27 protein-coding genes are annotated in these 26,360 nt (G+C 36.3%); 11 read left to right on the forward strand and 16 right to left on the reverse strand.

What is annotated here, in order from left to right:
- Positions 1 to 294: 294 nt before the first annotated feature.
- The 5 genes from DEU40_RS20400 (at position 295) to DEU40_RS20420 (ending at position 5,099) form a co-directional block, all read left to right on the forward strand.
- The gene (locus DEU40_RS20400) at positions 295 to 675 is read left to right on the forward strand and encodes an HYC_CC_PP family protein (protein ID WP_228406580.1); all 381 of its coding nucleotides are present in this window, start codon (positions 295 to 297) and stop codon (positions 673 to 675) included.
- Between the two features lie 120 nt (positions 676 to 795).
- Positions 796 to 1,269: a DUF3347 domain-containing protein gene (locus DEU40_RS20405; RefSeq protein WP_110011553.1), complete on the forward strand. Its 474-nt coding sequence runs from the start codon at positions 796 to 798 to the stop codon at positions 1,267 to 1,269.
- Between the two features lie 104 nt (positions 1,270 to 1,373).
- Positions 1,374 to 4,142 (forward strand): multicopper oxidase domain-containing protein, encoded by a 2,769-nt coding sequence (locus DEU40_RS20410; RefSeq protein ID WP_110011554.1) that lies wholly within the window; start codon positions 1,374 to 1,376, stop codon positions 4,140 to 4,142.
- 27 nt (positions 4,143 to 4,169) lie between these two features.
- Positions 4,170 to 4,796, forward strand: a complete 627-nt coding sequence (locus DEU40_RS20415) for a DUF3347 domain-containing protein (RefSeq protein ID WP_110011555.1) — start codon at positions 4,170 to 4,172, stop codon at positions 4,794 to 4,796.
- 12 nt (positions 4,797 to 4,808) lie between these two features.
- Positions 4,809 to 5,099: a heme-binding domain-containing protein gene (locus DEU40_RS20420; RefSeq protein ID WP_228406582.1), complete on the forward strand. Its 291-nt coding sequence runs from the start codon at positions 4,809 to 4,811 to the stop codon at positions 5,097 to 5,099.
- 105 nt (positions 5,100 to 5,204) lie between these two features.
- Here DEU40_RS20420 and DEU40_RS20425 read toward each other — a convergent pair whose 3' ends face one another.
- From DEU40_RS20425 to DEU40_RS20450, 6 genes are all read right to left on the reverse strand, one after another.
- Positions 5,205 to 7,238, reverse strand: coding sequence for a S9 family peptidase (locus DEU40_RS20425; protein WP_110011556.1), 2,034 nt, complete (start codon positions 7,236 to 7,238; stop codon positions 5,205 to 5,207).
- A gap of 72 nt (positions 7,239 to 7,310) precedes the next feature.
- Entirely contained in the window at positions 7,311 to 8,429 is a 1,119-nt protein-coding gene (locus DEU40_RS20430) for an FAD-dependent monooxygenase (RefSeq protein ID WP_110011557.1), read from the reverse strand.
- Positions 8,430 to 8,451: 22 nt separating this feature from the next.
- Positions 8,452 to 8,952, reverse strand: a complete 501-nt coding sequence (locus tag DEU40_RS20435) for a GNAT family N-acetyltransferase (RefSeq protein ID WP_110011558.1) — start codon at positions 8,950 to 8,952, stop codon at positions 8,452 to 8,454.
- 14 nt (positions 8,953 to 8,966) lie between these two features.
- The gene (locus DEU40_RS20440) at positions 8,967 to 9,575 is read right to left on the reverse strand and encodes a hypothetical protein (protein ID WP_110011559.1); all 609 of its coding nucleotides are present in this window, start codon (positions 9,573 to 9,575) and stop codon (positions 8,967 to 8,969) included.
- A gap of 186 nt (positions 9,576 to 9,761) precedes the next feature.
- Positions 9,762 to 10,628, reverse strand: a complete 867-nt coding sequence (locus DEU40_RS20445; protein ID WP_002979276.1) for an RNA polymerase sigma factor RpoD/SigA — start codon at positions 10,626 to 10,628, stop codon at positions 9,762 to 9,764.
- Between the two features lie 374 nt (positions 10,629 to 11,002).
- Complete coding sequence (locus tag DEU40_RS20450) at positions 11,003 to 11,794, reverse strand: S1/P1 nuclease (protein ID WP_110011560.1); 792 nt, start codon at positions 11,792 to 11,794, stop codon at positions 11,003 to 11,005.
- 483 nt (positions 11,795 to 12,277) lie between these two features.
- On the opposite strand from DEU40_RS20450, the gene DEU40_RS20455 reads away from it, so the two are divergent.
- The 4 genes from DEU40_RS20455 to DEU40_RS20470 all read left to right on the forward strand — a co-directional run bounded on the left by DEU40_RS20455 (position 12,278) and on the right by DEU40_RS20470 (position 16,592).
- On the forward strand, positions 12,278 to 13,195 hold the full coding sequence (locus DEU40_RS20455; RefSeq protein WP_228406583.1) for a type VI secretion system baseplate subunit TssG: 918 nt from the start codon (positions 12,278 to 12,280) through the stop codon (positions 13,193 to 13,195).
- A 54-nt stretch (positions 13,196 to 13,249) separates the two neighbouring features.
- Complete coding sequence (locus DEU40_RS20460) at positions 13,250 to 14,152, forward strand: TssN family type VI secretion system protein (protein ID WP_110011562.1); 903 nt, start codon at positions 13,250 to 13,252, stop codon at positions 14,150 to 14,152.
- Positions 14,153 to 14,177: 25 nt separating this feature from the next.
- Positions 14,178 to 15,317, forward strand: coding sequence for a hypothetical protein (locus DEU40_RS20465; RefSeq protein ID WP_110011563.1), 1,140 nt, complete (start codon positions 14,178 to 14,180; stop codon positions 15,315 to 15,317).
- A 99-nt stretch (positions 15,318 to 15,416) separates the two neighbouring features.
- Positions 15,417 to 16,592 (forward strand): aminotransferase class V-fold PLP-dependent enzyme, encoded by a 1,176-nt coding sequence (locus tag DEU40_RS20470; protein ID WP_228406584.1) that lies wholly within the window; start codon positions 15,417 to 15,419, stop codon positions 16,590 to 16,592.
- Between the two features lie 52 nt (positions 16,593 to 16,644).
- On the opposite strand, the gene blaIND is transcribed toward DEU40_RS20470, so the two are convergent.
- Both blaIND and DEU40_RS20480 read right to left on the reverse strand, forming a co-directional pair.
- Positions 16,645 to 17,373, reverse strand: coding sequence for an IND family subclass B1 metallo-beta-lactamase (gene blaIND, locus DEU40_RS20475; RefSeq protein WP_110011597.1), 729 nt, complete (start codon positions 17,371 to 17,373; stop codon positions 16,645 to 16,647).
- A gap of 220 nt (positions 17,374 to 17,593) precedes the next feature.
- Positions 17,594 to 18,247, reverse strand: coding sequence for a metal-dependent transcriptional regulator (locus DEU40_RS20480; protein ID WP_110011564.1), 654 nt, complete (start codon positions 18,245 to 18,247; stop codon positions 17,594 to 17,596).
- Positions 18,248 to 18,332: 85 nt separating this feature from the next.
- On the opposite strand from DEU40_RS20480, the gene DEU40_RS20485 reads away from it, so the two are divergent.
- Complete coding sequence (locus DEU40_RS20485; RefSeq protein ID WP_110011565.1) at positions 18,333 to 19,361, forward strand: threonine aldolase family protein; 1,029 nt, start codon at positions 18,333 to 18,335, stop codon at positions 19,359 to 19,361.
- Positions 19,362 to 19,543: 182 nt separating this feature from the next.
- Here DEU40_RS20485 and DEU40_RS20490 read toward each other — a convergent pair whose 3' ends face one another.
- Positions 19,544 to 20,047 carry a hypothetical protein gene (locus tag DEU40_RS20490; protein ID WP_110011598.1) on the reverse strand — a complete coding sequence of 168 codons (504 nt, stop codon included), beginning with the start codon at positions 20,045 to 20,047 and terminating at the stop codon, positions 19,544 to 19,546.
- 227 nt (positions 20,048 to 20,274) lie between these two features.
- On the opposite strand from DEU40_RS20490, the gene DEU40_RS20495 reads away from it, so the two are divergent.
- Positions 20,275 to 21,237 (forward strand): hypothetical protein, encoded by a 963-nt coding sequence (locus DEU40_RS20495; RefSeq protein ID WP_110011599.1) that lies wholly within the window; start codon positions 20,275 to 20,277, stop codon positions 21,235 to 21,237.
- Between the two features lie 9 nt (positions 21,238 to 21,246).
- On the opposite strand, the gene DEU40_RS20500 is transcribed toward DEU40_RS20495, so the two are convergent.
- The 7 genes from DEU40_RS20500 to DEU40_RS20530 form a co-directional block, all read right to left on the reverse strand.
- Entirely contained in the window at positions 21,247 to 21,801 is a 555-nt protein-coding gene (locus tag DEU40_RS20500; protein ID WP_110011566.1) for a DUF4256 domain-containing protein, read from the reverse strand.
- 325 nt (positions 21,802 to 22,126) lie between these two features.
- The gene (locus DEU40_RS20505) at positions 22,127 to 22,525 is read right to left on the reverse strand and encodes a DoxX family protein (protein WP_110011567.1); all 399 of its coding nucleotides are present in this window, start codon (positions 22,523 to 22,525) and stop codon (positions 22,127 to 22,129) included.
- A gap of 18 nt (positions 22,526 to 22,543) precedes the next feature.
- Positions 22,544 to 23,122, reverse strand: a complete 579-nt coding sequence (locus DEU40_RS20510; protein WP_110011568.1) for a YdeI/OmpD-associated family protein — start codon at positions 23,120 to 23,122, stop codon at positions 22,544 to 22,546.
- A 251-nt stretch (positions 23,123 to 23,373) separates the two neighbouring features.
- The gene (locus DEU40_RS20515; RefSeq protein WP_110011569.1) at positions 23,374 to 23,838 is read right to left on the reverse strand and encodes an SRPBCC domain-containing protein; all 465 of its coding nucleotides are present in this window, start codon (positions 23,836 to 23,838) and stop codon (positions 23,374 to 23,376) included.
- Between the two features lie 302 nt (positions 23,839 to 24,140).
- Entirely contained in the window at positions 24,141 to 24,473 is a 333-nt protein-coding gene (locus DEU40_RS20520; protein ID WP_110011570.1) for an ArsR/SmtB family transcription factor, read from the reverse strand.
- Between the two features lie 130 nt (positions 24,474 to 24,603).
- Complete coding sequence (locus DEU40_RS20525; protein WP_110011571.1) at positions 24,604 to 25,905, reverse strand: AbiH family protein; 1,302 nt, start codon at positions 25,903 to 25,905, stop codon at positions 24,604 to 24,606.
- 28 nt (positions 25,906 to 25,933) lie between these two features.
- Positions 25,934 to 26,356 carry a helix-turn-helix transcriptional regulator gene (locus DEU40_RS20530; RefSeq protein ID WP_110011572.1) on the reverse strand — a complete coding sequence of 141 codons (423 nt, stop codon included), beginning with the start codon at positions 26,354 to 26,356 and terminating at the stop codon, positions 25,934 to 25,936.
- Positions 26,357 to 26,360 lie beyond the last annotated feature (4 nt).

Genomic DNA, 26,360 nt, shown 5'->3' on the forward strand with positions numbered 1-26,360 from the left:
TTTAACGCATTCAATATCAATAACACGGTAGCGAACCAATGGATCACAGATTATAACAGCAATTATATGTATCCTGTTCCGGTACGTCTTACAGGCCGTTTCTTTAATGTAAAACTGGAATTCAAACTGTAAAAACTAAAGGTTGAGGTTGATTTTATCTTAATCTGTCAGAAAATATGTAAAATAAAAGCTTTCAAATTTTTTTGGAAGCTTTTTTATTTACCCGAATTTTATAACAACATTACCAAATTTTATAACAACGGTATCACAGATATTTTTAACTTTGTCCTACCAATGAAAAAGATTCTTGCCATATTGTTTTCTATTTTCTACTTCGGATTCTCTTCCGGAGCGGCATTTAGCATTCATTATTGCATGAAAGAATTTGTTTCCGTAAGCCAGAAAGTAGATGACATCTGTGGAAAATGCGGCGTTAAAGATAAAAAGGGATGCTGCAAAACGGAGATCAAAATCGTAAAAGTAGACGATTCACAGAAATCAGATTATCTGAATGTGGATTTCTTAAGTGCAGTTTCAGAAATTCCGGTGAAACATCAGTTTCCAGTTGTTGACAAGTCTTTTTCAGCTACGAAATTTACTCCGATCCAGATTAATGGGCCGCCTGAATACCGGCCGGTCCCTATCTACATTAATCATTGTAATTTTAGAATTTAGAATCCGTCAGTCGTTTCCGGTATAATGAATCATATACCGTTACAGACGACATGTTCTGACGCACTACCGATGTGTTACCCTTTATTCTTTATTAAAAAATTAATTCTAAAATTTAAAACAATGAAAAAATATATCATCACAGCAGCCTTAACTTTATTTTCAATCATTTCATTATCAGCACAATCTAAAAAGGATGCTCAGGTTACTAAGCTGTATCAGAACTATATCGCTATTAAATCAGCTTTAGCTTCAGATGATGCTGACACAACTTCAAAAGCAGCAACAGAATTCATTAAAACAGCTTCAGCCATCGACTATAAAGTTGTTTCTGAAGGAAATCTTAATATTCTCAGAAAAGATGCTTCTGCCATTTCTGAAGCAAGAACCGTAGCCGCACAAAGAGAAACTTTTTTCAATCTTTCCGACAATATGATTGCTTTGACCAAAGAGTTCAAACTTTCTGAAAAACCAGTCTACGTTCAATATTGCCCAATGGCAGACGGAAGCTGGCTAAGCGATGAAAAACAGATCGCTAACCCATACTATGGGAAGTCTATGCTTTCTTGCGGAAGTGTAAAGTCAGAAATTAATTAATTGCTGTATTGTTATTAAAAACAATGAGTTGTATGGCTTAAATTAGAATTAACTTTAATCCATGCAACTTCTAAAAAGTTCGAAATATTATGAAAAAGTTTATAATGTTTCTGATGCTTTTATTCTCTGTTTTTACTTTCGCACAAACTACAAAAACGTATTATACCTGTCCGATGCACCCGGAGGTGGTGTCATCAAAACCTGGAGACTGCCCGAAATGCGGAATGACTCTCGTGAAAAAAACAGTGGTTATAAAACCCAAAGTAGCAGCAAAACCGGAAGTAAAACCTACCCCTAAAACAGAAACTAAAGCAAAACCTGCAGAAACAAAAATAAATAAGAAAAAGGTTGAGAAAAAAGCGGAGGCTAAAAAGGTTAATGATGGTAAACGTGAGACAAAGACTGTATTGCCGGCTAAAACTCAGGATTTAAATCAATCGGAATCTAAAGCTCAGAAACAGGCTCAAACTACGTATACCTGCCCGATGCATCCTGAAATAGTTTCGGACAAACCGGGAAAATGTCCTAAATGCGGGATGGAACTGGTAGAAAAAGAAGATCATTCCCATACACAGGCTGAAAATCCTAAAGAAGAAAAATCTGTTTTAAAACGTAATTCAGAAAATGGAAAGATTACTTTTGGAGGAAAAACGGTTCGTTATGATCTCTATGTAAAAGATACGATTGTCAATTTTACAGGAAAAAACAGAAGAGCGATTGCGATCAACGGGAAGCTTCAGGCTCCGACCTTATATTTTACAGAAGGAGATACCGCTGAGATCTACCTGCACAATATGCTTAAAGAAAATACAGGGTTGCATTGGCACGGCGTGATTCTTCCCAATGAACATGACGGTGTTCCATACCTTACCACAAAACCTGTAAAACCCGGGGAAACTCATTTATACAAATTCAGAATTTCTCAGAACGGAACCTATTGGTATCATTCGCACGAAGCCCTTCAGGAACAGATTGGGATGAACGGTATTCTGGTTTTCAAAAAAAGAGAAGGTGAGCCGAAAACAACATACAATGCTGAAATTCCGGTATTACTCGGAGATTGGAGTGATGATGATCCGATGCAGATTGCCAGAAGGCTTCATATGGCCAATACAGACTGGTATGCGGTAAAGAAAAATGCCGTACAGAGTTACTGGGAAGCCATCAAATCCGGGAATTTAGGGACAAAAGCCCTGAATGAATGGAAAAGAATGGAAGCCATGGATGTAAGTGATGTTTATTACGATAAATTCTTAATCAATGGCGCACCAAGTTCAGATTATTCTAATGTAAAAGCTGGTGATAAAGTAAGACTGAGAGTTGCCAATGGAGGTTCATCTACCTATTTCTGGCTGAACTATGGTGGAGGAAAGATAAAAGTAGTGGGAAATGACGGAAATGATGTGGTACCGATAGAAGTTGATCGTTTAATTGTCGGAGTTTCCGAAACTTATGATATTGAAGTGACCATTCCTGAAAACAAAAGCTTTGAATTCAGAGCGACTTCTGAAGACAGAATAGGACACGCTTCTCTTTGGCTGGGTGCAGGAGAAAAGGTTGAAGCTCCCAATCTTCCAAGGCTGATGCTTTTTGAAGGCATGAAAATGATGAACGGCATGATGGAGATGAGCGGAAATATGAAACCGATGAATATGACGATGGGAAATCAGATGATGGATATGAACGAAGTGATGTACCCTGAATTATCCGAAAGCCAGAGAAAGACTACAGCGAAGCACATCAATGAAATGATGGGCGTGAAGACGAAGGAAGATCAGAAAGAGGATCATTCTCAACATGCCGGAATGGATATGAAGGAAGAGAAAACAATCAAAAGAATGTCTTACAATATTTTGAAATCTCCTGAGAAAACCATTCTTCCCACAGACAGTATTCGTGAAATGAAATTTACACTGGAAGGGAATATGAACCATTATCTGTGGACACTGGATAACAAAACGGTTACAGAAACAGATAAAATTCTGATCAAAAAAGGAGAGGTTCTGAGAATCAAGATGTATAATAATTCTATGATGCGTCACCCGATGCACCTTCACGGTCATGATTTCAGATTGATCAATTCAAAAGGAGAATATTCTCCATTGAAAAATGTTGTGGATATTATGCCAATGGAAACCGTAACGATAGAATTTGCTGCGAATCAGGATGGAGACTGGTTTTTTCACTGTCACATTTTATACCATATGATGGCAGGAATGGGAAGAATCTTCAGTTATGAAAACTCAAAGCCCAATCCGCAGCTTCCCAACAGGAAATTAGCCTGGAAAAATTTTATACAGGATAATAAAATGACCAGTTCTATGGCGATGCTGGATGTTGCAAGTAATAAGATCCATGCAGAAACGATGACGATGTTCGGGCCTAGATGGGCTAACCTGAATGAGTTTCATTCCAACTGGAACTTTGATCATTTCGAAGGAAGTGCGAAAGTGGGACGTTTTTTAGGTAAATTCCAGTGGGCGCTTCCTTATGCCGGAATCAGAGTTCAAAAGAATCATGAGATCATGGAAAGACAGATGGCAGAAGATATGGGAACGGATTTTCATGGTAAAAAGACCTGGTTCGGACAGCAGAAAGCCTCCAAAAATAAGTTTACATTCATGGTGGGTATGCAGTATGTGCTGCCAATGCTGATCACTGCTGATGCTAGTGTAGATCAGCACGGAAAAGTACTGCTGGAATTGAGCCGCGAAGATATCCCACTTTCAAGAAGGCTGAGAGGAAATTTCTCTGTCAATTCAGACGGCGAGTTTTCAACCGGGGTGAGATATATCGTTCAGAAATGGCTGTCTCTTTCAGGAAATTATGATAACGAACTGGGCTGGGGCGCAGGTGTCACTTTAACATATTAATTTTTTAACCCTATTATTTAAGAAACAATGAAAAATATAATAACCGTATTGTTTGTGGGAGCTACATTATATTCTTGTAATAAACCCGATCATAAAATACCTGAAAACAAAGCCGCTGAACCGGAAATTAAAACAATAGAAAGAACTGAGGCTGGCGAAACTTCAAATCAGGTGGTAAAAGAAAACCCGGAAAATAAAAAAGAAGCAGAGGAGCTTTCACCTTTTCCGATTCAGCAAGTTATCAAAGGTTACCTTCCTCTAAAAAATGCCCTGGCTCAGGATGATTCTAAAAAAGCTTCCGATGCGGCTAAAAACCTGTTTTCCATCTTAAAGAAAATAGACATCAGTACAACTGATGCAAAAAACAATTCTGAGTTGCGTGATATTATAGAAAGTGCAGCAGAGAACGCAGAACATATAGGCGAAAAACCTGATGATATAGCTCATCAGAGAGAACATTTGCTTTCCCTGAGTAATGATATCACCGATTTAATAAAAGAACAGGGAACAGGCGGTTTAAAATTATACCAGGATTTCTGTCCAATGTACAATAATGGAAAAGGTGGAACCTGGATCAGCGAGTCGGAGGAGATTGTCAATCCATATGAGGGACAGAAAATGATTAACTGTGGCTCTGTAAAAAAAGTATTTTAAATGTAAAAAGAAATGAACCGGCACATTAAAAGCATATTTTTAGGGTTTGTTCTCATTTTTTTACTTATTCAGATCATTCAGCCTGCCCGTAATATTGATTACGGGCAGGTTCCTTCAACAGATATTTCAAAGGTTTATAAAGTTCCTGATAATGTACAGTTTGTTTTGAGGCAATCTTGTTATGACTGTCACAGCAATTCTACGCATTATCCGTTCTATTCCTATATACAGCCTTTAAGTTATTATCTTGAAAAGCATATTAAAAAAGGAAAAGAGGAATTGAATTTTAATGAAAGGGGGTAGCTACAGTCAACGTAAGCAGGCCAATTACAAATGTTATGAGTTTAAGTAAAAAACAAAAGCCACCTCATTTTCACGAGATGGCTTTATGTAATATATAGGATGCTTTTATTTAGAAGCTCCCACGGTTTTTTCAGTCTTTGCTGGCGTATAAGTAACTTTTGAAATATCAACCGTCATTTCCTTCAGACGTTTTGCCACATTTTCAGGCATTTCTTTCTGATATCTTCCTCCGATTACTTCAGCAAGGAATTTTTCGGTTTCAGCATACATCGCCATGCTGTTTACAGGTTTACGGAATCCGTGGCCTTCATCATCAGCAAGAATGTAGTTTACCTTTTTACCTTTATCACGAAGAGCAATGACAATCTGATCTGCCTCAGCCTGCTTTACTCTTGGATCATTAGCTCCCTGAACAATCAATAATGGTTTATTGATTTTATCTACACTGAATAGTGGGCTTGCATCATGCATACGCTTTTTTCCTTCCTCCGTTTTTGGATCACCTACCATCCCATAAAGGAATGCACGGGCAGATTCCCAGTAAGCAGGAACAGAATCCAGCAAGGTAAATAGATTACTTGGTCCTACGATATCTACTCCCGCAGCATATACATCCGGAGTGAAAGCCAGCCCGGCCAGCGTTGCATAGCCTCCATAGCTTCCTCCCATGATCACCACTTTGTTTTTATCTGCAATTCCCTGATCGATCAGATATTTTACGCCCCAGGTAATGTCATCCTGCATCAGTTTTCCCCACTGAAGATCTCCGCCATTCTGGAACTTTTTACCATATCCGCCACTTGCTCTGAAGTTAGGCTGAAGCACGGCATATCCTCTGTTGGCTAAAAACTGTACCGTTGAGTTATATCCCCAATAATCTCTTGGACCTTTCGGGCCTCCGTGTACTAAAACCACAACAGGAACATTCTTTCCAGAAGAACCTACAGGTAAAGTCAGGTAAGCCGGAATTTCAAGTCCGTCACTGCTTTTGTAGCTGATAGGAGTCATGGCTGCAAGGTATTTTTCAACTTTTTTCAGTTCTGTTCTTGGGGTATACTGGAATATCAGATGTTTGGTCTTGGCATCAAAGAAATAGGCTTCTGAAGCATATTTATCTCCTCCTACGGAAACCAAAAACTTAGAATAATCATTGGTAGAACTTGCAAAACCAACCTCTCTTCCAGGGAATTTACTTTGCAGGAATTTGTAGTTAGTTTCCCAGGCTTTATCTTTCCAGTAATATTCTGTTTTATCTCCTGTATAAGAAGTGTAGATCATTTTTCTTGTATTTCTGTCCAGGAACAGTCCTCCAAAATCTACTTTATCTTTAGGATCACTTTCTATTTTTGTAATCTGTTTTGTTTTCGGATCCATCAGGAATAGTGCAGATTTATCCAGATCTCCTTTATTGGTTACCAGGTAAAACTTGGAGTTATCCTCGTTCCAGTTGGAGATATAAGCACTTTCCGTTACCAGGGTTTCGTAAATAGGAGTCAGTTTATCACCTTCTTTATAAAAAAACTGTGTCGTTCCTTTATCATCCGTTTTGGAAAGAACCCTTAATTTTTCATCCCAGTCAAATTCATAGCTGGTGATACGGTCTCTATTTTCGTAAATCTTTTTCAGTTCTCCTGTAGAAATTTTCACCGAATACAGATCATGCCATGCTTTATCGCGGTTATTCAATCCAATCATCAGCAAATCGGGATCTTTTCTGCTTGCCATGTAGATACTTGCAGTTACGTCTTTAAGCGGTGTAATATTCCTTGATTCCGGAACTCCTTTTGTTACTTTTGCCATAGGATCTACTGCAAAAATATTCATGTTTTCATCCCCGTTATTATCTTTTACATACAGAATATATTTTCCGTCTTCTGTCCAGAAATATCCATTCAACGGGCGTTTGCTATTTGTTAAAGGACGTGCTTTTTCAAAAGGCTCATCAATTTTTTTTACCCAGATATTCATAATCCCTTCATATTCTTTTGTAAAGGAAATCCATTTCCCATCGGGACTCAGCTGTCCTCCGGCAATTTCCGGGTTACCAAAGAATAAAGCTCTGTCCAGTACCGGGACTTCCTGTGCTCGTGCTGTATGTACTCCTATGAGCAGGAGCAATACATAAAAGATTTTTTTCATGTTTTTAAGTTTTAGTTGTTATTAATAAATTGTTGATGATTTTTAATTTTTATTGATTCTTACAATAATGGCTTACATTTCCAGTTCTATAATTCTTTTTGCCATTTTCTGATTTATACTTTCCGGAATTAAACCCAACAGAAAATTCCGGAGTGAATTTCCTTTTTCCCATTGAGAAACCTTTCCGATGGTACGGCTTGTACTGACGATATAATCTACTTTTTTTCTTCTGATACTTTGAAACGCTTCAAAAACTGCATTGAAATTCTGATTTTTCTCTAGCAATTTTCCGATGATATAAGCATCTTCAATGGCCTGGCAGGCACCTTGTCCCATATTGGGTGTTGTGGCATGGGCTGCATCACCAATCAGACAGAGGTTTTCAGAATACCACTGAGGAATAGGAGCGAGGTCGGAAATTGGGTTACAGATGATGTTCTCATGCCTGGTGGCTCCAATGATTTTTAACACCAAGGGATCAAAATCATAGAAAATGTCTTCAATCTGCCAATATCTACCAAAGCTTTTCTCATTGATACAGGCATACCAGTACACCTTTTTATCCGAGATTTTCACAAAACCAAAACGTTTTCCTTTTCCCCATATTTCAAAAGCTTCCTGATGATGTTTTTCAGGAAGGTCAAAATCTACCAGGCCACGCCAGCATTTCTGCCCTGAATCCCTTATTATTCCGGTTTTCATGATCTGATTTCTGACAGAAGACTTTATGCCATCAGCACCAAAAACAATCTGACTTTCGATCTCGGTTCCATTTTCAAAATTCAGAATATAGTTTTCTTCTTTCTTTATTTTTTGTACTGGATGGTTGAGTTGTATAGAATTTGGGTTTAAATTTTCTGCCAGAATTTTCTGAAGTTCAGCCCGGTGAATCGCAACATTACAGGAATTGTACAGGGCTTCCAGTTTGTTAATCTCCGTTTTGGAAATAGTCTTTAAAGATTCATCAGTAATAACAATTCTGTGAATTTTATTACCTGCTTTTTCTATTTTTTCCTTTAAACCTAATTTATCGAATATCTGCATTGCATTGACGGCCATCATAATTCCTGCTCCTACCGGTTTTATTTCCGGCGCAGATTCATAGATCGTGAAATCATACTGATGCTGTTTCAGTACATTTCCGAGGGTAAGTCCTCCGATTCCGGCTCCGATAATTGAAATGGTGTTCATAAGTTAGGACCTGGATTTTAATTTATACACTTAAAATATAACTCTCCGACACTTTTTTGAAACCGTACTTACTGAAAAAGTTGTGAGCGCCATGGTTGTTGACTCCACTTTCTAATAAGATAAAACTGATATTCCAGCTTTTAGATTCTTGAATAGCTTTCTCCAGCAGTTTGCTTCCAAGGGATTGCCCTCTCACAGATTGATCCAGAAGCATGTCCTCCAGAATGGCATATTTTTTAAATGGACTGTTGATGACGTTGAAAACCATCATGCCGACTATTTCTCCATTTTCATTTTCTGCAACCAGAATATTCAGTTTGGAACTGCCATCGGAATTAAAATCGGTGATCAGCTGTTCTGTCAGGATCAGTTCAAGATCAGGATTCCAGTGGTGTGAGTCTATGGCTCTGCCGGACATCATTTCGCCATGAGAAATATAAGCATCTGTTTTATGCGTAATAAAAAAGTCTACAAGTTCTTTCACGCGGCTTTTATCGGTAAGCCATTGGGTCGTATATTTCATAAGGTGTTATGATTTTATTTCAGATTTTTCAGCTCTTCCAGCAGTTTATTCTGCTTATTGATAAATTGATTGAGACTGTCTGTTTTCAGAGGATGGGCCTTTTGATATTTTTCAATTTCAGGAAGTGTTTTTCTGATTTTGAATACAAGGTATTGATCATGAAGTGTGGTCCTGTTTGCTTTTATTTTGGCGATGAGGTCTCGGATAGTCTGTGTTTTTACATTATATTTTTCAGCGCTTGCTTTTATCTCTTTTTCAATTTGCTTCTTTGTAACAGAATCGGTTACCGAATTTGATAGTGCCGTTGCATCATTATAATATGTTTCCGATTTACCGATAATATCATCATATTCCGAAATGGAGGTTTCAGCTTCCTTTTGAATATTGTCTATCCTTGTGTCAAGATCCTGTAAAGCTTTATCATTTTTTATAAGCTCCAGATAGATTTCCTGAACAAGATTTCCTTCACGTGAGGAGTACCTGGTATTTTTTTTAATAGCGCCTGAAACGGAAGATTCAGCATTGTCAACTGCATTTTCTACCACAGGAGCGTGCTGCGGTTTGTTTTCACTGCATGAAAGTAAAGAAAGAACCACAGCAGAAGCGAAAAGTATTTTTTTCATAGTATGTTTTGTTTTGGTTGAAAATCAGCATCATATCCAAAGCTATTAAAGTTAATCATTTCAATGCTAACGCAAGTGGATTAAAGGATATGATTTTAATTAGTTGAATAAACTTTGAAAAATGTTACATCCATAAAAAAACGGAGCCTGAAAACAGACTCCGCCTATAAAATTTTTACGCTAAAATTATTTACCCAGGTAAGATTTAAGGATCTTGCTTCTGGTATTGTGTTTTAGTCTCTTAATTGCTTTTTCTTTGATCTGACGAACTCTCTCTCTTGTAAGATCGAAAGTTTCACCAATTTCCTCTAAAGTCATTGGGTGTTTTCCGTTCAGTCCGAAGTACAATCTTACTAAATCAGCCTCTCTTGGCGTCAAAGTATTCAATGCTCTTTCAATCTCAATTTGTAAAGATTCAAGCATCAGATCTTTATCAGGACTTGGAGATTCTCCTGAACGTAATACATCATAAAGATTAGAATCTTCACCTTCTACCAAAGGCGCATCCATAGACAGGTGTCTTCCGGAGTTTTTCATAGATTCTTTGATATCTTCCTCGCTCATGTCAAGAACTTCAGCCAATTCTTCCGGAGAAGGTGGTCTTTCATTTTCCTGTTCAAGGTGAGCGTATGCTTTATTGATTTTGTTGATAGATCCAATCTTGTTCAATGGTAATCTTACAATTCTTGACTGTTCAGCCAATGCCTGTAAAATTGATTGACGGATCCACCATACTGCATAAGAGATAAATTTGAAACCTCTAGTTTCATCGTACCTTTTTGCCGCTTTCATTAATCCTAAGTTACCTTCATTGATCAAATCGGGTAAAGAAAGACCCTGATTTTGGTATTGCTTAGATACAGATACTACGAAACGAAGGTTGGCTTTGATTAATTTCTCAAGTGCGGCTCTGTCGCCGGCACGTATTCTTTGTGCCAATTCTACTTCCTCGTCCGCAGTAATCAGTTCCACTTTACCAATTTCCTGCAAATACTTGTCTAATGAAGCAGTTTCCCTGTTGGTAACCTGCTTAGTGATTTTTAATTGTCTCATTTATTTTTTCCTCAAAAAAGAGTTACTATAATATATACGTATGAAAAGGTAAAAAGGTTACACAGGATTTAATATTTTTGTGCAAAGTATACTATAAAATGTATTAATGATTTTTTAATAATGGATTAAATAACTGATAACTAAATTGTTGTGTGTTTTTGTTTATAATTTTAAAAATAAATATAAATTCTAAAAGAGGTAAATTCATTTACAAATTTCATAATTTCCCTAAATCCTAAATCCTAAATCCTAAATCCTAAATCCTAAATCCTAAACTTTAAACAAAAAAAAACGAAACCGAAGTCCCGTCTTTATATCTAAGATTGCTATTGCAGGCTATTATGGTTAATGAACCCGCAACTCGCAACTCGTAACTAGAAAAGTTCGTTTAATACTTTTGCCAGTCTCAATCCTCCGTATAGAAGCTGTCTTTCCATCGTTTCATTAAACTTGTACTGGTAATCGTAAGCTAATTTAGAATCATTTGGAGTCTGTGCATAGATCTTATTGGCGATTTTGTGAGAATCGTACAGCCAGTCTTCCAGTGTTCCGGACTGAATCTGTGCTACTTCTTCTTTAGATTTGATATCTAAAAGCTTAGAATATTCGGTGTAGCTGTATTTTTGAGAATCTACTAATTTTCCATCCCAAACAGAGTGTAAATTGGTTTTTTCTCCGAAATAGGTAACATTGATTTTGTTTCCACCTAAATCTTCAGCTCTTCCTACGTGTAGAGGCTGAGCAAGATCTCCCATAATGTGAATAAGGAAGATCAAAGCAATTTTTCTGTCTTTTTCAGAAGTGTTTTTATCTTTGATCTGGCTGGAAAGGGTATTTACCTGAGTATAAAGGCTTGGCCCTGCCTGTGCTTTTAAGTTTTGTTCAAAAGCTTTAAAATCAGTCATTGGATCAATGTTTACATAATGCCATGATGAAGCCTGCTTCCATGCGCCTGTTGTATCAGATTTGATAAAATCCGGCCAGTTTGCCCAGTAAGCCAGGCGCTCTTTCCCCATGATCTTTTTAATCTCTCTTCTTGCTTTGCGGGAAAGGTGGTTTTGTGCAATGTCTGCAATCACTCTGTGTCCCGTTAATCCCCACGCATAAGAATAAAGTGAAGAGGCCATGAATGCTAAAATCAGAATTTTAGAATAAATACTTTTCATTTTAAATAACAATTTTCAGTCTGCAAAGATACGGCCCGCTTTCGGAATGAGCATGCTTTATCCTGAATTTATTCCATATGATGATGTTAATAAAATTTAATTTAAATAAAAGAAGCAATTACAGTAGGTTTGACGCTTGGGTTTTTCCGGTAATAAAGGTAACAGAAGAGAACAATACGGATTATAGTTTAGAATCTGAATCACAACCTTACACTTTAAATTTTAAACCTTGAACTTAAATGATAAATGAAAACCCTTTAATCGATTGATTCTGAATAGTTAATTTTAAATTTAAAAAAGCAAATAAATAGGCTGTTTACCGTATTTTCACGGAATTTGTAGAAAATTATTCCTATTAATGTCAATAAATTATTATTTTTAGGATAAAATTGTTGTAAAAATATTTTTTCAAACTTATGAGATATATTATCTTTACAAGTCATAATCAGAGGAAACACTATGTATGAGAATAATATTGTAGATATGCATTACAATAAGCTGCAGACAGACTTTAAGGCTGAAGCTGTGGCTGTAAACCTCTTGAAATACCATCGTGCGGTAAGTAATATCTTCATTGAGCGTGTGGGCGTAAACGACCGTGCTTACCTGAAAGATATTAAAAGTATTTCAAGCAGTTATTTAGGATTTGATGAGGAAGTTTTTACTATAGAGACTTACAGGGAAGGCATTTATGACTATCTTCCGGAAGGATTATTCCATCCGCCGTCTCTCGGAGCTTCCAGAAAAAATGTAGATACTGTAGTAAGAGAAATCCGGAAGCAGAAAAGGGTAGAAGATGATGCCCGTAAGTTTTTCCGGCCTTTTGAGCTGGAAGTATTTTTTACAGAAATAAGTGCTTTACTTAAAGAATCAGAATTTGATATTACAAGCAATACAGATTCTTTGCTGGAAACAGTGAGTGAGCTTTGGCCTCTTATAAAAATGCTTGACAAGCAGAGTGCTTATATTTTCATGCATATTTTACCGTTTTTCCATCAGATCAGAGGAGACAAAAGATGGTTTGAAAGATGTATGACTGCTTTTCTGCAGGTACCGGTAAAAGTAAGTTTTTCACCTAATATTATTGACGGAATTGAGAAAAATGATGATTCCATGTTACTGGGAAATTCAAGATTGGGCGTCACCTATATTCCAAGCGGACCTCATATGGACGGGCAGCGAAACTGGGTGGTGAATATTGGTCCTATTCCTTACGGGGATATGAAGAAATATATTCCGGGAAGTCCGTTCAGAAATGTGCTTCAGGCTCTGTATGATTATTTTCTTCCTGTAACAGTGGACGTAGAGGAGAATTTTGTCACCGAAAAGAAGGAATATTCATTCAGTCTTGAGGACGATGAAAGAAATGCCAGCCGCCTTGGATACTCTACATTCCTCTAAATTATTTTATTATATTTACAACTACCAACAAAGTATAAATTCGAAAAGAAACAAATGGAAATTTCTTCAGTAAAAGGTATTTTTCTAAGGTATATCTTAATGCCTTTAATCGCTATTATTATGATGGTTATACTGGGTGTAATCAGGAGAAATAAACCTGCGATAAAAATTAAAGTAATTATTATATACGTTCTGCTCTGCAGCTTATGTCTGGCTATTCCGGGTGTTTTTGGGTTTGCGGGAAACCTTTTTAATCCGTACTGGTATCTTATTGCACAGGTGATCTATCTTATTTTTGGGATTATCCATGTGAATCTGCTGCATAAATATTTCAAAAAGCACATCGATTCTCTGGCAATGAGTATTCTGTTTGAATCTATCCTTTCACTGACGTGTATCGCTTTGGGCGGATATCTTTTCACACTGCTCTTTAACCTGATGAGTAAAGGTACAGGATATGCTGTAATGGCAGCAACAAGTATGGTGATCTTTGTGGTTCCGATGGTTTTTTATTACTGCTATATCCAGTTTATCAGCATTCCTTTTGATATTTATAAAACGTGGAGATATTCTCCGGAGCAGAAACTGCCTGATTTTGAAGGTGCCGATTTTGACAGATTAATGGTCCTGAATGTTGAACTGAGCAAAAAATTGGAAGATACCAACCGTTTCAGAATTAAAGCCAAAACACTTCCTACCGGAGTTACTTTCGGAGACTGGTTCTACAGGGTAGTAGATGATTACAATCATAAAAATCCGGGTTCCATTATTCATCTTTCAGACGAAGGAAATGAGCCTTATTACTGGATCTTTTACACCAAAAAATCGTTTTTCAGTTTTAGAAAATATATAGATTTCGATCACGACATTACGACAAACAACATTTCTGAAAATGAAGTGGTGATTTGTAAGAGAGTTATTCAGCATGAAGAGGAGGGAGTCACAAGAAAATCATAACACAAAAAATTAAAAAGTATTAAACATGATACAGCCTATTAAACATTTTGCCATCAATTGGGTGGATGGGATGAAAGTTTCCCAGAGACACCTTAATGATCAGGATAATTTCTTAATCGATACCATCAGAGATTCCAATTCCCTTGGAATTACTACATATAACTACGGGCTTCTGCCTATTTCCAATGAATTTACAGACCGTACCATTTTTGACGTTCACAACACGGCAACCAATGATGTGCAACTGGTAATCAAGCGTTGCAGCGCCGTTACCATGGCTGGATACCGTATTGAACTGACAGACAGAAGAATCAGTGTGAAGTCTTTGGCAAAATCAATGAATGAAGAGCAGGCAGACGGGGAATATTATATTCTGATCTCTGTAAATCCTTTTGATAAAGTACCTTTCGGCGATATTGATCCTGAAGAAATTCCACCGCGCCACCCAAGTGCACAGCCGAATCATCATATTGAACTGCTTCCTGTAACATCCTTGAACAGCAGCTACTCAGGAGGAAATTATCTTATTATCGGTAAGGTAGATTTAAAAGGAAATATTGCCCAGGTGGATTCCAACTTTATTCCGCCTTGTACTTCTGTGCAGAGTCATCCGGCTTTGATAGATTATTACAGCAGTTATGCAAAATCTATTGGAAACCTTCAGCAGTATGCTTTTAAAATTATCCAGAAAGCTTCTCACAAAAATCAGAATACAGCTTTAGCACAAAACGTTAAGTTTTTGTGTACTACCATGATCAATACTTTTGGTGATATGTATTTCCAGTTCAGAAATATTACACCATGGCAGCCACCTGTATTTTTAATTGAATCTTTTGCAAGACTGGCGCTTCATTTATACAATTCAACCCAGCTTCTTGTTCCGGCAGAACTGGAGGAAATGCTGAACTACAGCTTAGAGTGGAGTGAAATTGCTCCTCATACCTTATTAAATCAGCTTTCTATTGTAGCAGAAACGAATTATGACCACCATAATTGTGGTGAACCATTGCTTTATATTCAACAGATGTTGAGAAGCCTTGAAATTATTTTCTCTAAACTGAGCGAGCTTGATTATATCGGTCAGAGAAAAGAAAATATTATCGTTAATGAGCAGGAAGTATCCACGAATACGAATCCAAAAAGAGGTTGGAGTGTTTTAGATTAAAATCATTAATTAAAAATAGAGTCCCGGATGAAAATTCGGGATTTTTTATGGTCGTATTTAGGAAAAATTAAAAGTAAATTTGTTGTAAGGATTGATAAAATGAATTTAGAGGTTATAAGACAGGAGACTCCGGGATGTTCGGATAAGATTTTTTTAAACAGTGCAGGCGCATCATTGATGCCTAAATCTGTTGTGGACACTACCATTAAGTTTTTATATGAAGAGCAGGAGTTTGGAGGCTATACAGCTGCAACTAAAAACACAGGTCTCATCAACCGGTTTTATGATGAAACTGCAAAACTGATTAATGCAAAACCTTCCAACATAGCATTTGTAAGCAGTTCTACAGATGGATATGCAAAAGCTTTATCCAGTATTGATTTTAAAGAAGGTGACTGTATCATTACCACCAATGATGATTATATATCCAATCAGATTGCTTTTATTTCTCTGCAGAAAAGATGTCATATTGAAATTGTAAGGGTTGCCAATCTTCCTGATCATGAATTAGATCTGGAAGACTTTGAAAGATTAATTAAAAAAAATAATCCGAAATTAATTGCGGTTACTCATATTCCTACCAATTCCGGGTTAATTCAGAATGTGGAAGGAGTGGGGAAGTTATGCAAACAATATGATGTTCTATATCTTGTGGATGCCTGTCAGTCAGTAGGCCAGATTGTGGTGGATGTAGAAAAAATCCATTGTGATTTTCTGACGGCAACCGGAAGAAAGTTCATGCGAGGGCCCAGAGGAACTGGATTTTTATATGTTTCAGATAAAGTATTAAACCAGAAAATGTATCCTCTGTTTTTAGATAGTTTTGGGGCTCAATGGACATCATTTGATGATTTTCAACTCCATGACACTGCTAAAAGATTTGAACTTTTTGAAAGACCTTATGCTGCTTTAGCTGGATTTACAGAGGCTTTACGCTATGCCAATGCGATAGGAATGGATCAAATTGAGAATCACAACCGGAAGTTGACCGATACTTTAAGAATTAATTTGCAGAATAATGGTTTCAGAGTTCTGGATAAAGGAAACAGATTAAGCAGTATTGTAACTTTCTGCCAGGCAGATGGAAAGGTTGAAAAGATTCATAAAGCTTTGAGTGATCATAATGTGTTTTTCAAGGAAAACCGCAGACAGGATGCATTAATTGATTTTACGTTTAAAAATGTAGACCATGCGATCCGGTTATCTCCTCATTATTTCAATACGATGCAAGAAATTGAAAAAGTATCACAACTTTTAGAAAATAGTAATTATTAATATGATGGTTTAAAAATTGAAGCGCCCTGGCATGCGCCAGGGCGCTTCTAATTTATTTTTTATTAAGAAGATCGAGTGTATGTTCTACGTGTCCCCCTCCTTTCCATTCATCATGTCCGGGGATAATCAAAGTTGCCTGTGAATATTTGTTTTTAAGTTTTGTCATGGTTTTCGGCCATTCTGCAACATTAGCTTCTCCCGTGTACCCAAGATCAACGGCTGCTTTGCTTTTTACAAGACAACCTCCGTCCAGGATTTTATATTTCGGGAACCATACCACTACATTATCAGCAGTATGCCCTTCCCCAAGAAAATCTACTATAAACTCTTCTCCACCAATGCGGTAAGGTTTTCCTGTTTTAATCAGTTCAGTAGAAGTTGCTTTTCCATCTTTCTTCAAAAGCTCATTGGTTTTCGCTGTAGCGTAGGTTTTGATCCCTTTCTTATTATAAAAGCTTAAATCTCCGGCTCTGTCTTCATGCGAATGAGTGGCAAATACCGCAATAAGTGGAAGACTATGTCTTTTCTGAATGGTATCCATCAAACTTTGATATTGGGTTTTCTGCCATGGAACATCAAATAAAACAACTCCTTTTTTGGTCACCAGATAAACGGCATTGGTAGAGTATTCTTTCCCTCCGAATACTCCGAAAGTTTTGTAAATATAAAAATTGGGCTGAATCTGAGGCTCAATGACAAAATCTCTTACCTGAGTATTCTGAGCGCTTGCCAATGGACTTAACAGCATCGAAATAATAAAAAACGGAATGCTTTTTTTCATAATTTTTTTTGAGTAATAATTAATGTTTGTACTTGTCAGAAATGACAAAGTCTGCAGATTGTTTTGCAAACCTAACTAAAAATAAATCTCCGGGATTTATAGAAATAGAGTTTAACCGTTTTTTAACAGTTTAAGGAATAGGGTAAATAAAGATTGGTATGAATATCCAACCTAACAGGTTTTAAAAACCTGTTAGGTTTATTTTTTCAGTTGTAATGATTTATTTCTTTACGAGTATTTTCTCAGCGGCTTTTTTGCTTAAAATTTCTGTCTTTCCCTCAATTTCTATCGTCATTGATTTATCAAAACTTTCTATTTTTACAATTTTCACCTTGGTGTTGAGCAGTAATTTCCTGTCATTCAGATAGGTAAGGAAAGCATCGTCGGAAAGGGTAACAGAAGCAAAAGTTACCGTTTCTCCTGGCTCACAAATGCTTAATTTTTGTAAATCCTGGGCGATAATATTACCATCTTTATCAGGAATAGGTTCTCCATGAGGATCGAATTTAGGATGATCCAGAATTTCATCCATTTTATCAAAAAAGATTTGAGAATGTACATGCTCAAGCTGTTCTGCAATCTCATGAACGTTTTCCCATCCGAAATTCATCTTTTTAACCAGAAACATTTCGGTAAGCCTGTGTTTACGAACCACCAGCGCAGCTTCACGTCTTCCGCTTTCTGTAACGATCAAGGGTTTGTAGGTCTCATAGACCACCCATTTTTTCTCGGCAAATTTCTTCATCATGTTATTGACGCTCGGCATTTTTACATTCAAAAATTTGCTGAGTTCATTAATCGTAACCTTTCCTTCATTGTCAACTAAATGAAACAAAGCTTTCAGGTAATTCTCTTCTGTTAGGGTTGTTCTCAAAATGTTAGATGATTTTCATTACAAATCTAACAAAATAAAATGAAAAGTTCGCTCTTGTTATTTTAACTTTTTTTACTTTTACTCTATGAAATTTTCATTCAAAAACGACTATTCTGAGGGTTGTCACCCTAATATCTTACAGGCACTTTTACAGCATAACCTTGTTCAGCAGGCCGGCTATGGCGAAGATGAATTTTCACTGAAGGCCAAAGCTTTGATTAAGGAAAAAATCAATAATCAGCATTCGGATATTTATTTTGTTTCCGGAGGAACACAGGCTAACTTAATTGTTATTTCTGCTGTTTTAAAACCTTATCAATGTGTTATTTCTGCCTCTTCAGGCCATATCCTGAATAACGAGACCGGAGCTATCGAAGCCACAGGTCATAAAGTACTGAGTATCGAAACGGCAGACGGAAAAATAAAACCATCAGATATTATTCCAATTTTAGAGGGACACAGTAATGTACCGCATCAGGTGGTGCCTAAACTGGTTTATATTTCCAATTCTACAGAGCTGGGAACAATCTATCAGGCAAAAGAACTGGAAGAGCTTTCTGTATTTTGTAAGGAAAATAAATTATACCTGTTTATGGATGGGGCAAGGCTTGGTCATGGACTGACTGCAGAAATCAGTGATCTTACCCTGGAAAAAGTAGCTGCTCTTACCGATATTTTTTATCTTGGAGGAACGAAAAACGGAGCATTAATAGGTGAGGCAATTGTAATCAATAATCCTTTGCTACAGGAAGATTTTGCTTTTAATATCAAACAGAAAGGAGCATTACTGGCAAAAGGAAGATTGTTGGGAATCCAGTTTTCAGAGCTGATGAAAGATAACCTGTATTTTGAGCTGGCACAACATGCGAATCAGCAGGCCATGAAGATTAAGAAAGCTTTGCAAAAAAAAGGAACTGCATTTCTTTCAGATACTTATACCAACCAAATTTTTCCTATTCTCAGTAACCAGCTTATAGAGATATTATCTGAAAAATTTGAATTCTATGTCTGGAAGAAAGTAGATGAAAATTTTTCAGCCATTCGTCTTATTACTTCGTGGAGTACAGGAGATGAAGCTGTGAACCGTTTTATTGAAATGATTGAACAGAATTAAGATAGAATGAAAAGGCTGTCTCAAAAGTCCAATAGTGGATTTTTGTCATTCTGACGAAGGAAGAATCTCTATGACAAACAACTACATGAGATTCTTCACTAATTTATGAACTTCGTTCGCAGACTTTCAGTCTGTGTTCAGAATGACACTTTTGAGACAGCCTTTTTTTATTTTATAATGAATTATTTTTTCAAAGCTTCATTGACTACTTTACAGTCTGCAGGCGTTAGCTTCTGTCCGTCTTTATAACTGATTTTTTTCTCGTCAGCATATTTGGTTTGTCCGTCCTCTTCCTTATGATCACCAATACCCTCCGTTAAAATATTATCTTTCTGCAGGAAATAAATATCTCTTTTGCTCTTTTTCCCTTCAGAGCTGAATTCATAGGTTAGTTTCAGGGTGTCTCCCGATTTGAAACCTGTTACATCTCCTTTTGAGCTGTCTTTTTCACTGTTTTTATAGGATAATTTTCCGGTGATTGTTCCTAAATTGTCATCAATAGAAGCAAAAACACTGTCTTTTCCTGTAACCCCGATATAACAGAACGATTTTGGCCCAAGGGTATCAATTACCGGTTCTTCCACAGCAATGGTATCTGCTTCCACTTTGGGAGCCGGAGCTTCAGTTTTCTTATTACAGTTGATTAAAAAAGCTGATACAGCGCCCAATAAGATTAATTTTTTCATATCCTTCATTGTTAAAAATCAAATTTCTATTCTGCTAAAATAATAATAGTATTTGTATATTAAAAATAGGATATGAAGAGATAATGATTTTTTGGTTAAAATTAATATTTCATAAAATGGATTTTAAGGAAAAATATTAATTAAAAAAATACATTGAAATTACCAATACTTATGGCATGAATTGTTTTTAGGCACGGAAAATGATTTACTTTTTTAAATTGATTGTAATGAAAAAGATTACTAAAGTGCTGAGCTTGGGATTATTTATTTTAGGTATATGTTTTGTCGGGGGACAGGCTCCTAAGAATTATATTTACACTTCCTCGGGAGATCTGCAGGGAATTGAAAAAATGATTACCCGTAAAGATATCGGCGGTGTACAGATTGTCTACAACTGGAAGGCTTTGGAAACATCAAAAGATGTCTATGATTTTTCGGTTATTGAGAAAGATCTGAATTATCTGACGAACCTTAACAAAAAACTGTTTATTCAGCTTCAGGACAGATTTTTTGAGCCACAGGCGCGATATGTTCCTGATTATATATTGAAAGATAAAGAATATAACGGGGGATTGGTTCCTCAATATGATAATCCGGGAGAGAATAAACCTGTTGGAAACGGCTGGGTTGCCCAGCAATGGAATCCAGCTGTCCGGATGAGATTTCAGAAGCTGATAGGAGAACTCGCAAAGAAATTTGACGGAAAAATCCAGGGAATTAATCTTCCGGAAACATCGATCGATATTGATATGAAGAAAGATAAGACAGGTTTCAGCTGCGACCGTTATTTTCAGGCCGAATTGGAAAATCTTAAATTTGCGAGAAATGCTTTCCGTGAATCCTATGTTTTGCAGTATGTTAATTTCTTTCCGTGCGAATGGGAAAATGATCACCAGTATATGTCCAGACTTTTCGATTTTGCTTACCAAAATAATATAGGACTGGGCGGACCTGATATTGTTCCGGATAAGAAAGCCCAAATGAAAAATTCCTATCCTTTTTTTAATCAGTACAAAGGAAAACTTTCTCTGGTAGCAATGGCCGTTCAGGAGCCGACTTTGACGTATACAAATCCGAAAACTAAAAAGCCTTTCACCAAAGAAGAATTTACAGAATATGCTGAAAACTATCTGGGTGTAAAAATTATATTCTGGAGTGTGGAATCTCCCTGGCTGAGAGATCCCAGTTGATTATTCTCCTTATACTTTTAATATTCCTCTGAAACCTCTTGCGGCATAATAAGAATCTGCACCATTGTGATACGTAAATACGGTATTGTATCGTCTGTCGCAGAAAACAGCACCTCCAAGTTCACGGATCTGTGGTGGTGTTTTGATCCAGCTTGAAGTCTTTTGGTCAAATTTTCCCAATTCCTGAAGATGACGGTATTGTTCTTCTGTCAAAAGTTCAATTCCCATTTCAGAAGCGGTATCGATGACATTGCTTTCCGGTTTATTGGCTTTTCTGGCATCCCAGGCTTGATAATCATAACATAAGCTTCGGCGTTTTGGGCTTTCGGGAGAGCAGTCAACGAAAGAGTATTCGTTTGTTTTTTTATTATAATCTACCACGTCGGGTTCGCCATCTGTGGTTTCCATTTCATATAAAGAGCGGATTTTTTCGGGATGGGCTTCCAGTTTTTGCTGGATTTTTTCCCATTTCAGGTCTTTATGACGGTTCATATTCTTTTCGAAACGGGTTTTTAGTGTTTTTAAAAGCTCGTTGGTTTGTTCCGGGGTTAGTTTCTTTTTCATGTCAAATTTTGTTTTGTTGTGTTGTATTGTTGGAAATCGCAAAGGCGCAAGTTTTGTTATTGAGGAGTGTTTAAGGCGCAAGGATTTTATCTTCGATAAAATTTCTTTCTTTTTTAATCTTAAATGATTTTAATAAAAACTGTTTAAACCTATCAAAGAATGTTCAGTATATATTGAACCATTAAGAAGGATTTAAGAAATAAAGTATAGTTAAGATCATTCTGATTTTTAAGCTTAAAGCGAAGCTCATCTTAATATTCTAAATAGCTTAATACAATCTTAATGTTTCAAAATAAAAGTTTAAACAATTTTAATATCATAATGATTAATCAATGATAGTAATTTTTCTTTCTGCAGGTCTGAAATACCAGGAAATAATGACCAATACCAATAATAATACTGCCGGAAAAGTCCTGCCGGCTGTATCGCCAACGATAAGGTGGGAAATAACAGCGCCTGACATCACAAAGAAAAATCCTGCGTAAGCCCATTCTTTTAAAAGTAAACGCTTAGGAATTAAAATAGCAATAACGCCAAGAATTTTACATACTCCGATGATCGTCATCAGATAAGATGGGTAGCCGAGATGGGTAAAATTGGCCAGTTCATCTTTGTTTTTCATCAGTTGGACAATAGCTGTTGAAACCATGCCCAGAGCCATCCATAGGGTGAATATCCAATAGATGATTTTTGTTCTTTTTTGTGAAGGTTGTGGTGTGTTCATGATCTGTTTTTTTTATGGTTAGTCATTTAATCCTATTCCGTCCATGATTTGTGGAATGCATTTTTCAATTCGGGCTTCACGGGTTTTGGACTGTTTGGCAGAGGAGAAGTGGAGCAGGTAAGCCCTTTGTCTTCCGGGAGTTAATGCTTTGAAAGCTTCCTGTAAAGCAGGATTTTGATCCAGTTTCTCCTGAAACTCTTCAGCCATTTCAAACTCTTTTGTTTTCTTCATTTCCACTTTAGCACCCGATTCTTCAATTTCAACGGCTTCAAACATATAAGCACGAAGAACATCTTCCAGATCATTGATTTGCCCTACCTCTGTAAAGCGGATCTGTCTGGCCGCCTGTACATTTTTAGACTGCTGAATCAGGATATGGTCCGGGTCTTTCATTAAAGCTCCTTTAAAAAAGAGAAGCGCACAATATTCCTTAAAACCGTGGATCAGGAAAATATTTTTCCCTTCATAAGTATAACAGGGACAGCCCCATTTTAAATCTTCTGTAAGTTCTGTACTAAGAGCAATCGTTCTTAATTTCTCAAATTCTTCCTGCCATTGTCCGGCATTTTCGAAGAAAAAATTAACTTTTGGATTCATAGTTCTGGGTTTTTGTGTTAGAGGGTTTGAGAGTGGGAGAGTTTTGGGTTTCGGGATTATTTATGTCGGAGGGTTTGAGAGTATTAGAGTGGGAGAGTATAAGGGTTCAAGGTTTAATGTTTAAAGTTGTTATCCTTCACTGATCATTGACGATTCACTTGCAAAGCAAAATTCACTATTGACATTGATGTTCACAATTTGAGCCCTGTTGCCCATTGTCTATCATCTCTTCGTCTATTATCTATTATCTGCTACCTGCTACCTAATATCTCCTGCAAACGGTTATGCGCCATATTAATGCCCTGTGCAAATGGCATTTTCAGGTGCTGGTCTCTGAAGTCTACAGATTTATAAATGGTTTGGATGGTAATTTTGCTGGTGATATCGGTTAATTTTTCAAATGTTAAAAACTCGATCTGAGCAGGAAAAGGCGTGTTTTCCATCTGGAAAGTTCTTATAATTTTCTCGTTCTGGACAATGTCATGAATGGTTCCGTTGGCACTGAAGACCACATCACCCTGAGGATTTAAAGTTTCGAAGCGATAACTTCCGTGCGGTTTGTTTTCGAATTTGGTTACTTTCGTTCCCATCCATTGCTCGAAAAGTTCAGCTTCTGTATATGCCTTGAAAAGAAGTTCTACAGGAAGGTCAAATTCTCTGATGATGAAGATTTCCTGTTTGCCGTCTTCTGCGTGGATTTTTGTTTTAAGTTCCATATTTTGAGTTGGGTGTTTAAGTTTGAGGGTTTGAGAGTGTTAGAGTGGGAGAGTATTAGAGGAAAGAGTTCAAGGTTTGCTGTTTAAAGTTCAAGGTTGTCATTCTTTCACTGGTGATTGACGATTCACTTGCGAAGCAAAATTGACTATTGACATTCGAGTTTAAGGTTTGAAGTTTAAAGTTCAAGGTTGTCATCCTATTCACTGATAATTGACGATTCACTTGCGAAGCAAAATTGACTATTGACATCCACCAGTTAAATCTTGATGCCCTTGTCTATTATCTATCCGTCTATCATCTTTTATGTCTTATTATTCACATTCTGGTACGCTTTCATCACACTTTCCAGCTTGTTGAACTTTTCATCCCACATTTTGCGGAAAGGTTCTATAAAATCGGCTATTTCTTTCATTTTATTGGGATTTAGGTGATAGATAATTTCTCTGCCGTTTTGTTCAGAGCTCAGCAGTTCGCACTCTGTAAGGATCTGGAGATGCTTTGAAACGGTAGGTCTTGCCGTATCAAAATTGGAAGCAATAGCTCCCGCCGTCATCGACTGTGCCGCCACCAACATCAATATAGACCGTCTCGTAGGATCCGCTATCGCCTGAAATACATCTCTTCTTAAATTCATTGTGTAGTTATTTGACTACAAATATATGTGTAGTTATTTAGCTACGCAAGTTTTTTTTGAAAAAAATGATTAAATAATTAAAAACCTTATTATTAAAAGAAAAATGGAGAACTTAATGCTCTCCATTTTATTAGCTAAATAAAGCTTGTGTATATTTTTTATTGACTACTTTATCTCTCATTGAAGCTTTATCTGTAAAGTTTCTGGAGATATTTCTAATCATTTCACTGTAATTATCAGTTCCATTATCTTTTTTACGATAGTAAGGTTTAACAGAACAACAGTTTTTATGTTCAAAAAGAGTGTTAAGTAAAGTTCTATCTGAAATCCCACAAGAGTGTCCAAATATAAAAACTTGATAATTATTTGAATTTATAAAGTCCAGTAATCTTTTATAGGAATCGCTTTCAAGATATTTCATAGATTTAATATTTTGAAGATATTCATTGTCATCAAGATCTTCAATTTCTAAATAATCTTTATCTATTTCATCTCCAAAACCAAAGATGATTCTATTATCTGTTTTGTTATTTAAAATCCCATGGATATGTATTACATCAATTGATATATCATTATCAAATTCTTTATCGATTGGAGGATTATGATAGTGAATCTCAGTTGATGTATAATTAAAGTTTAAGAATAAAACTTCATCCGGTCTATATCGAAAGTAATTTGCTGATGCCTCTGATTTTAGTAGTTTTTTAATTTTTGTTTTAGTCCCTTTATCATCTAAGCTCATTAACTCTTGATATAACCTCTTTTCTCGATTTGATAAATCAAGTTCTAGGGTGTTAATATCATTTGAATCTAAATGTTTAATATTAGGGTAAACAGTCTGAAAAATTTCTTCTGTTAATTGATTAATGTATAACTCTGAAAAATCTCTAAAATTAAAATCGGAATATATCACTTCATGTATTGATCTTTTTAAGCACATCTGATAATCAGTACTTGCAAAATTCTTATTAAATTCTGTTTGAATTGTTGTAAGATATTCTTCTAATAAAGATTCAATAATTTGGAAATGTTTATTCAGATTACTTATATCGTAACTTCGTGCAGATCGTTCTTTATAACTCTTTTTTAACAAAGAATAATATTCCTTTTCAATATCTACCCAATTTAGGGAATGTTTTTTTTCTGTTAATATTTCAAGAAATTTATTTTGATAATCTATATAACCCTTATTAAATTTTAAACTTGTTAAAAGACTTTTATATTCAGATTCACCTTTAGCTGCTTCATGGTATGAGACTAATGGAACCCGTTTAATTGTAATATTATCATCTTGATAGGACTTACCATAATATTTTTTGTCTAAAACCTCCTTTCTTTTATTTCCCCAATAATTATTAATAAAGTCTCCATAGCTTGTTGGCATTCCATGAGCAAGGTCAAAACCATTCCCAATTAAAATTATACGATTCATTGTTATTAGTTTCTGTGAAATAGTTTAGTTAATTTTTTTCAATCAACCTCTCCAATTTCTCAATCATCTCCCTCTGCTGCTCCAGCATACGCTCATAAAGCTCAACCATTTTATCAAGAGGATTAAAAGTGCAGTGGAAGTTTGCTTGCGCTCCATCAGTAAAAGTATTGGCAACAGCGCTGTCATGGAAAGTATTTGCTATGATATTAATTGCTGATTCCTCATCAAAATTTTCAATCGCTTCCGCGGGAACTTTCAAGATCTTTGCTACCTGTGCCAGAATATCAGATTCTACGGTTTCTTTTTGTTCCAGAAGGGAGATTTTCTTTTGGTTCCAGTCGTCGCCCAGCTCAAAAGCCAGAGCTTCCTGTTTGATGCCCAGCATTTCGCGGAAACGCTTTATATTTCTACCCTGATGTATTTTTTTATTTTGCATATCTGTGTAACTCATAATA

It is taken from the genome of Chryseobacterium sp. AG844 (assembly GCF_003182335.1).
In the GTDB taxonomy this organism is placed as follows: Bacteria; Bacteroidota; Bacteroidia; order Flavobacteriales; family Weeksellaceae; genus Chryseobacterium; species Chryseobacterium cupriresistens.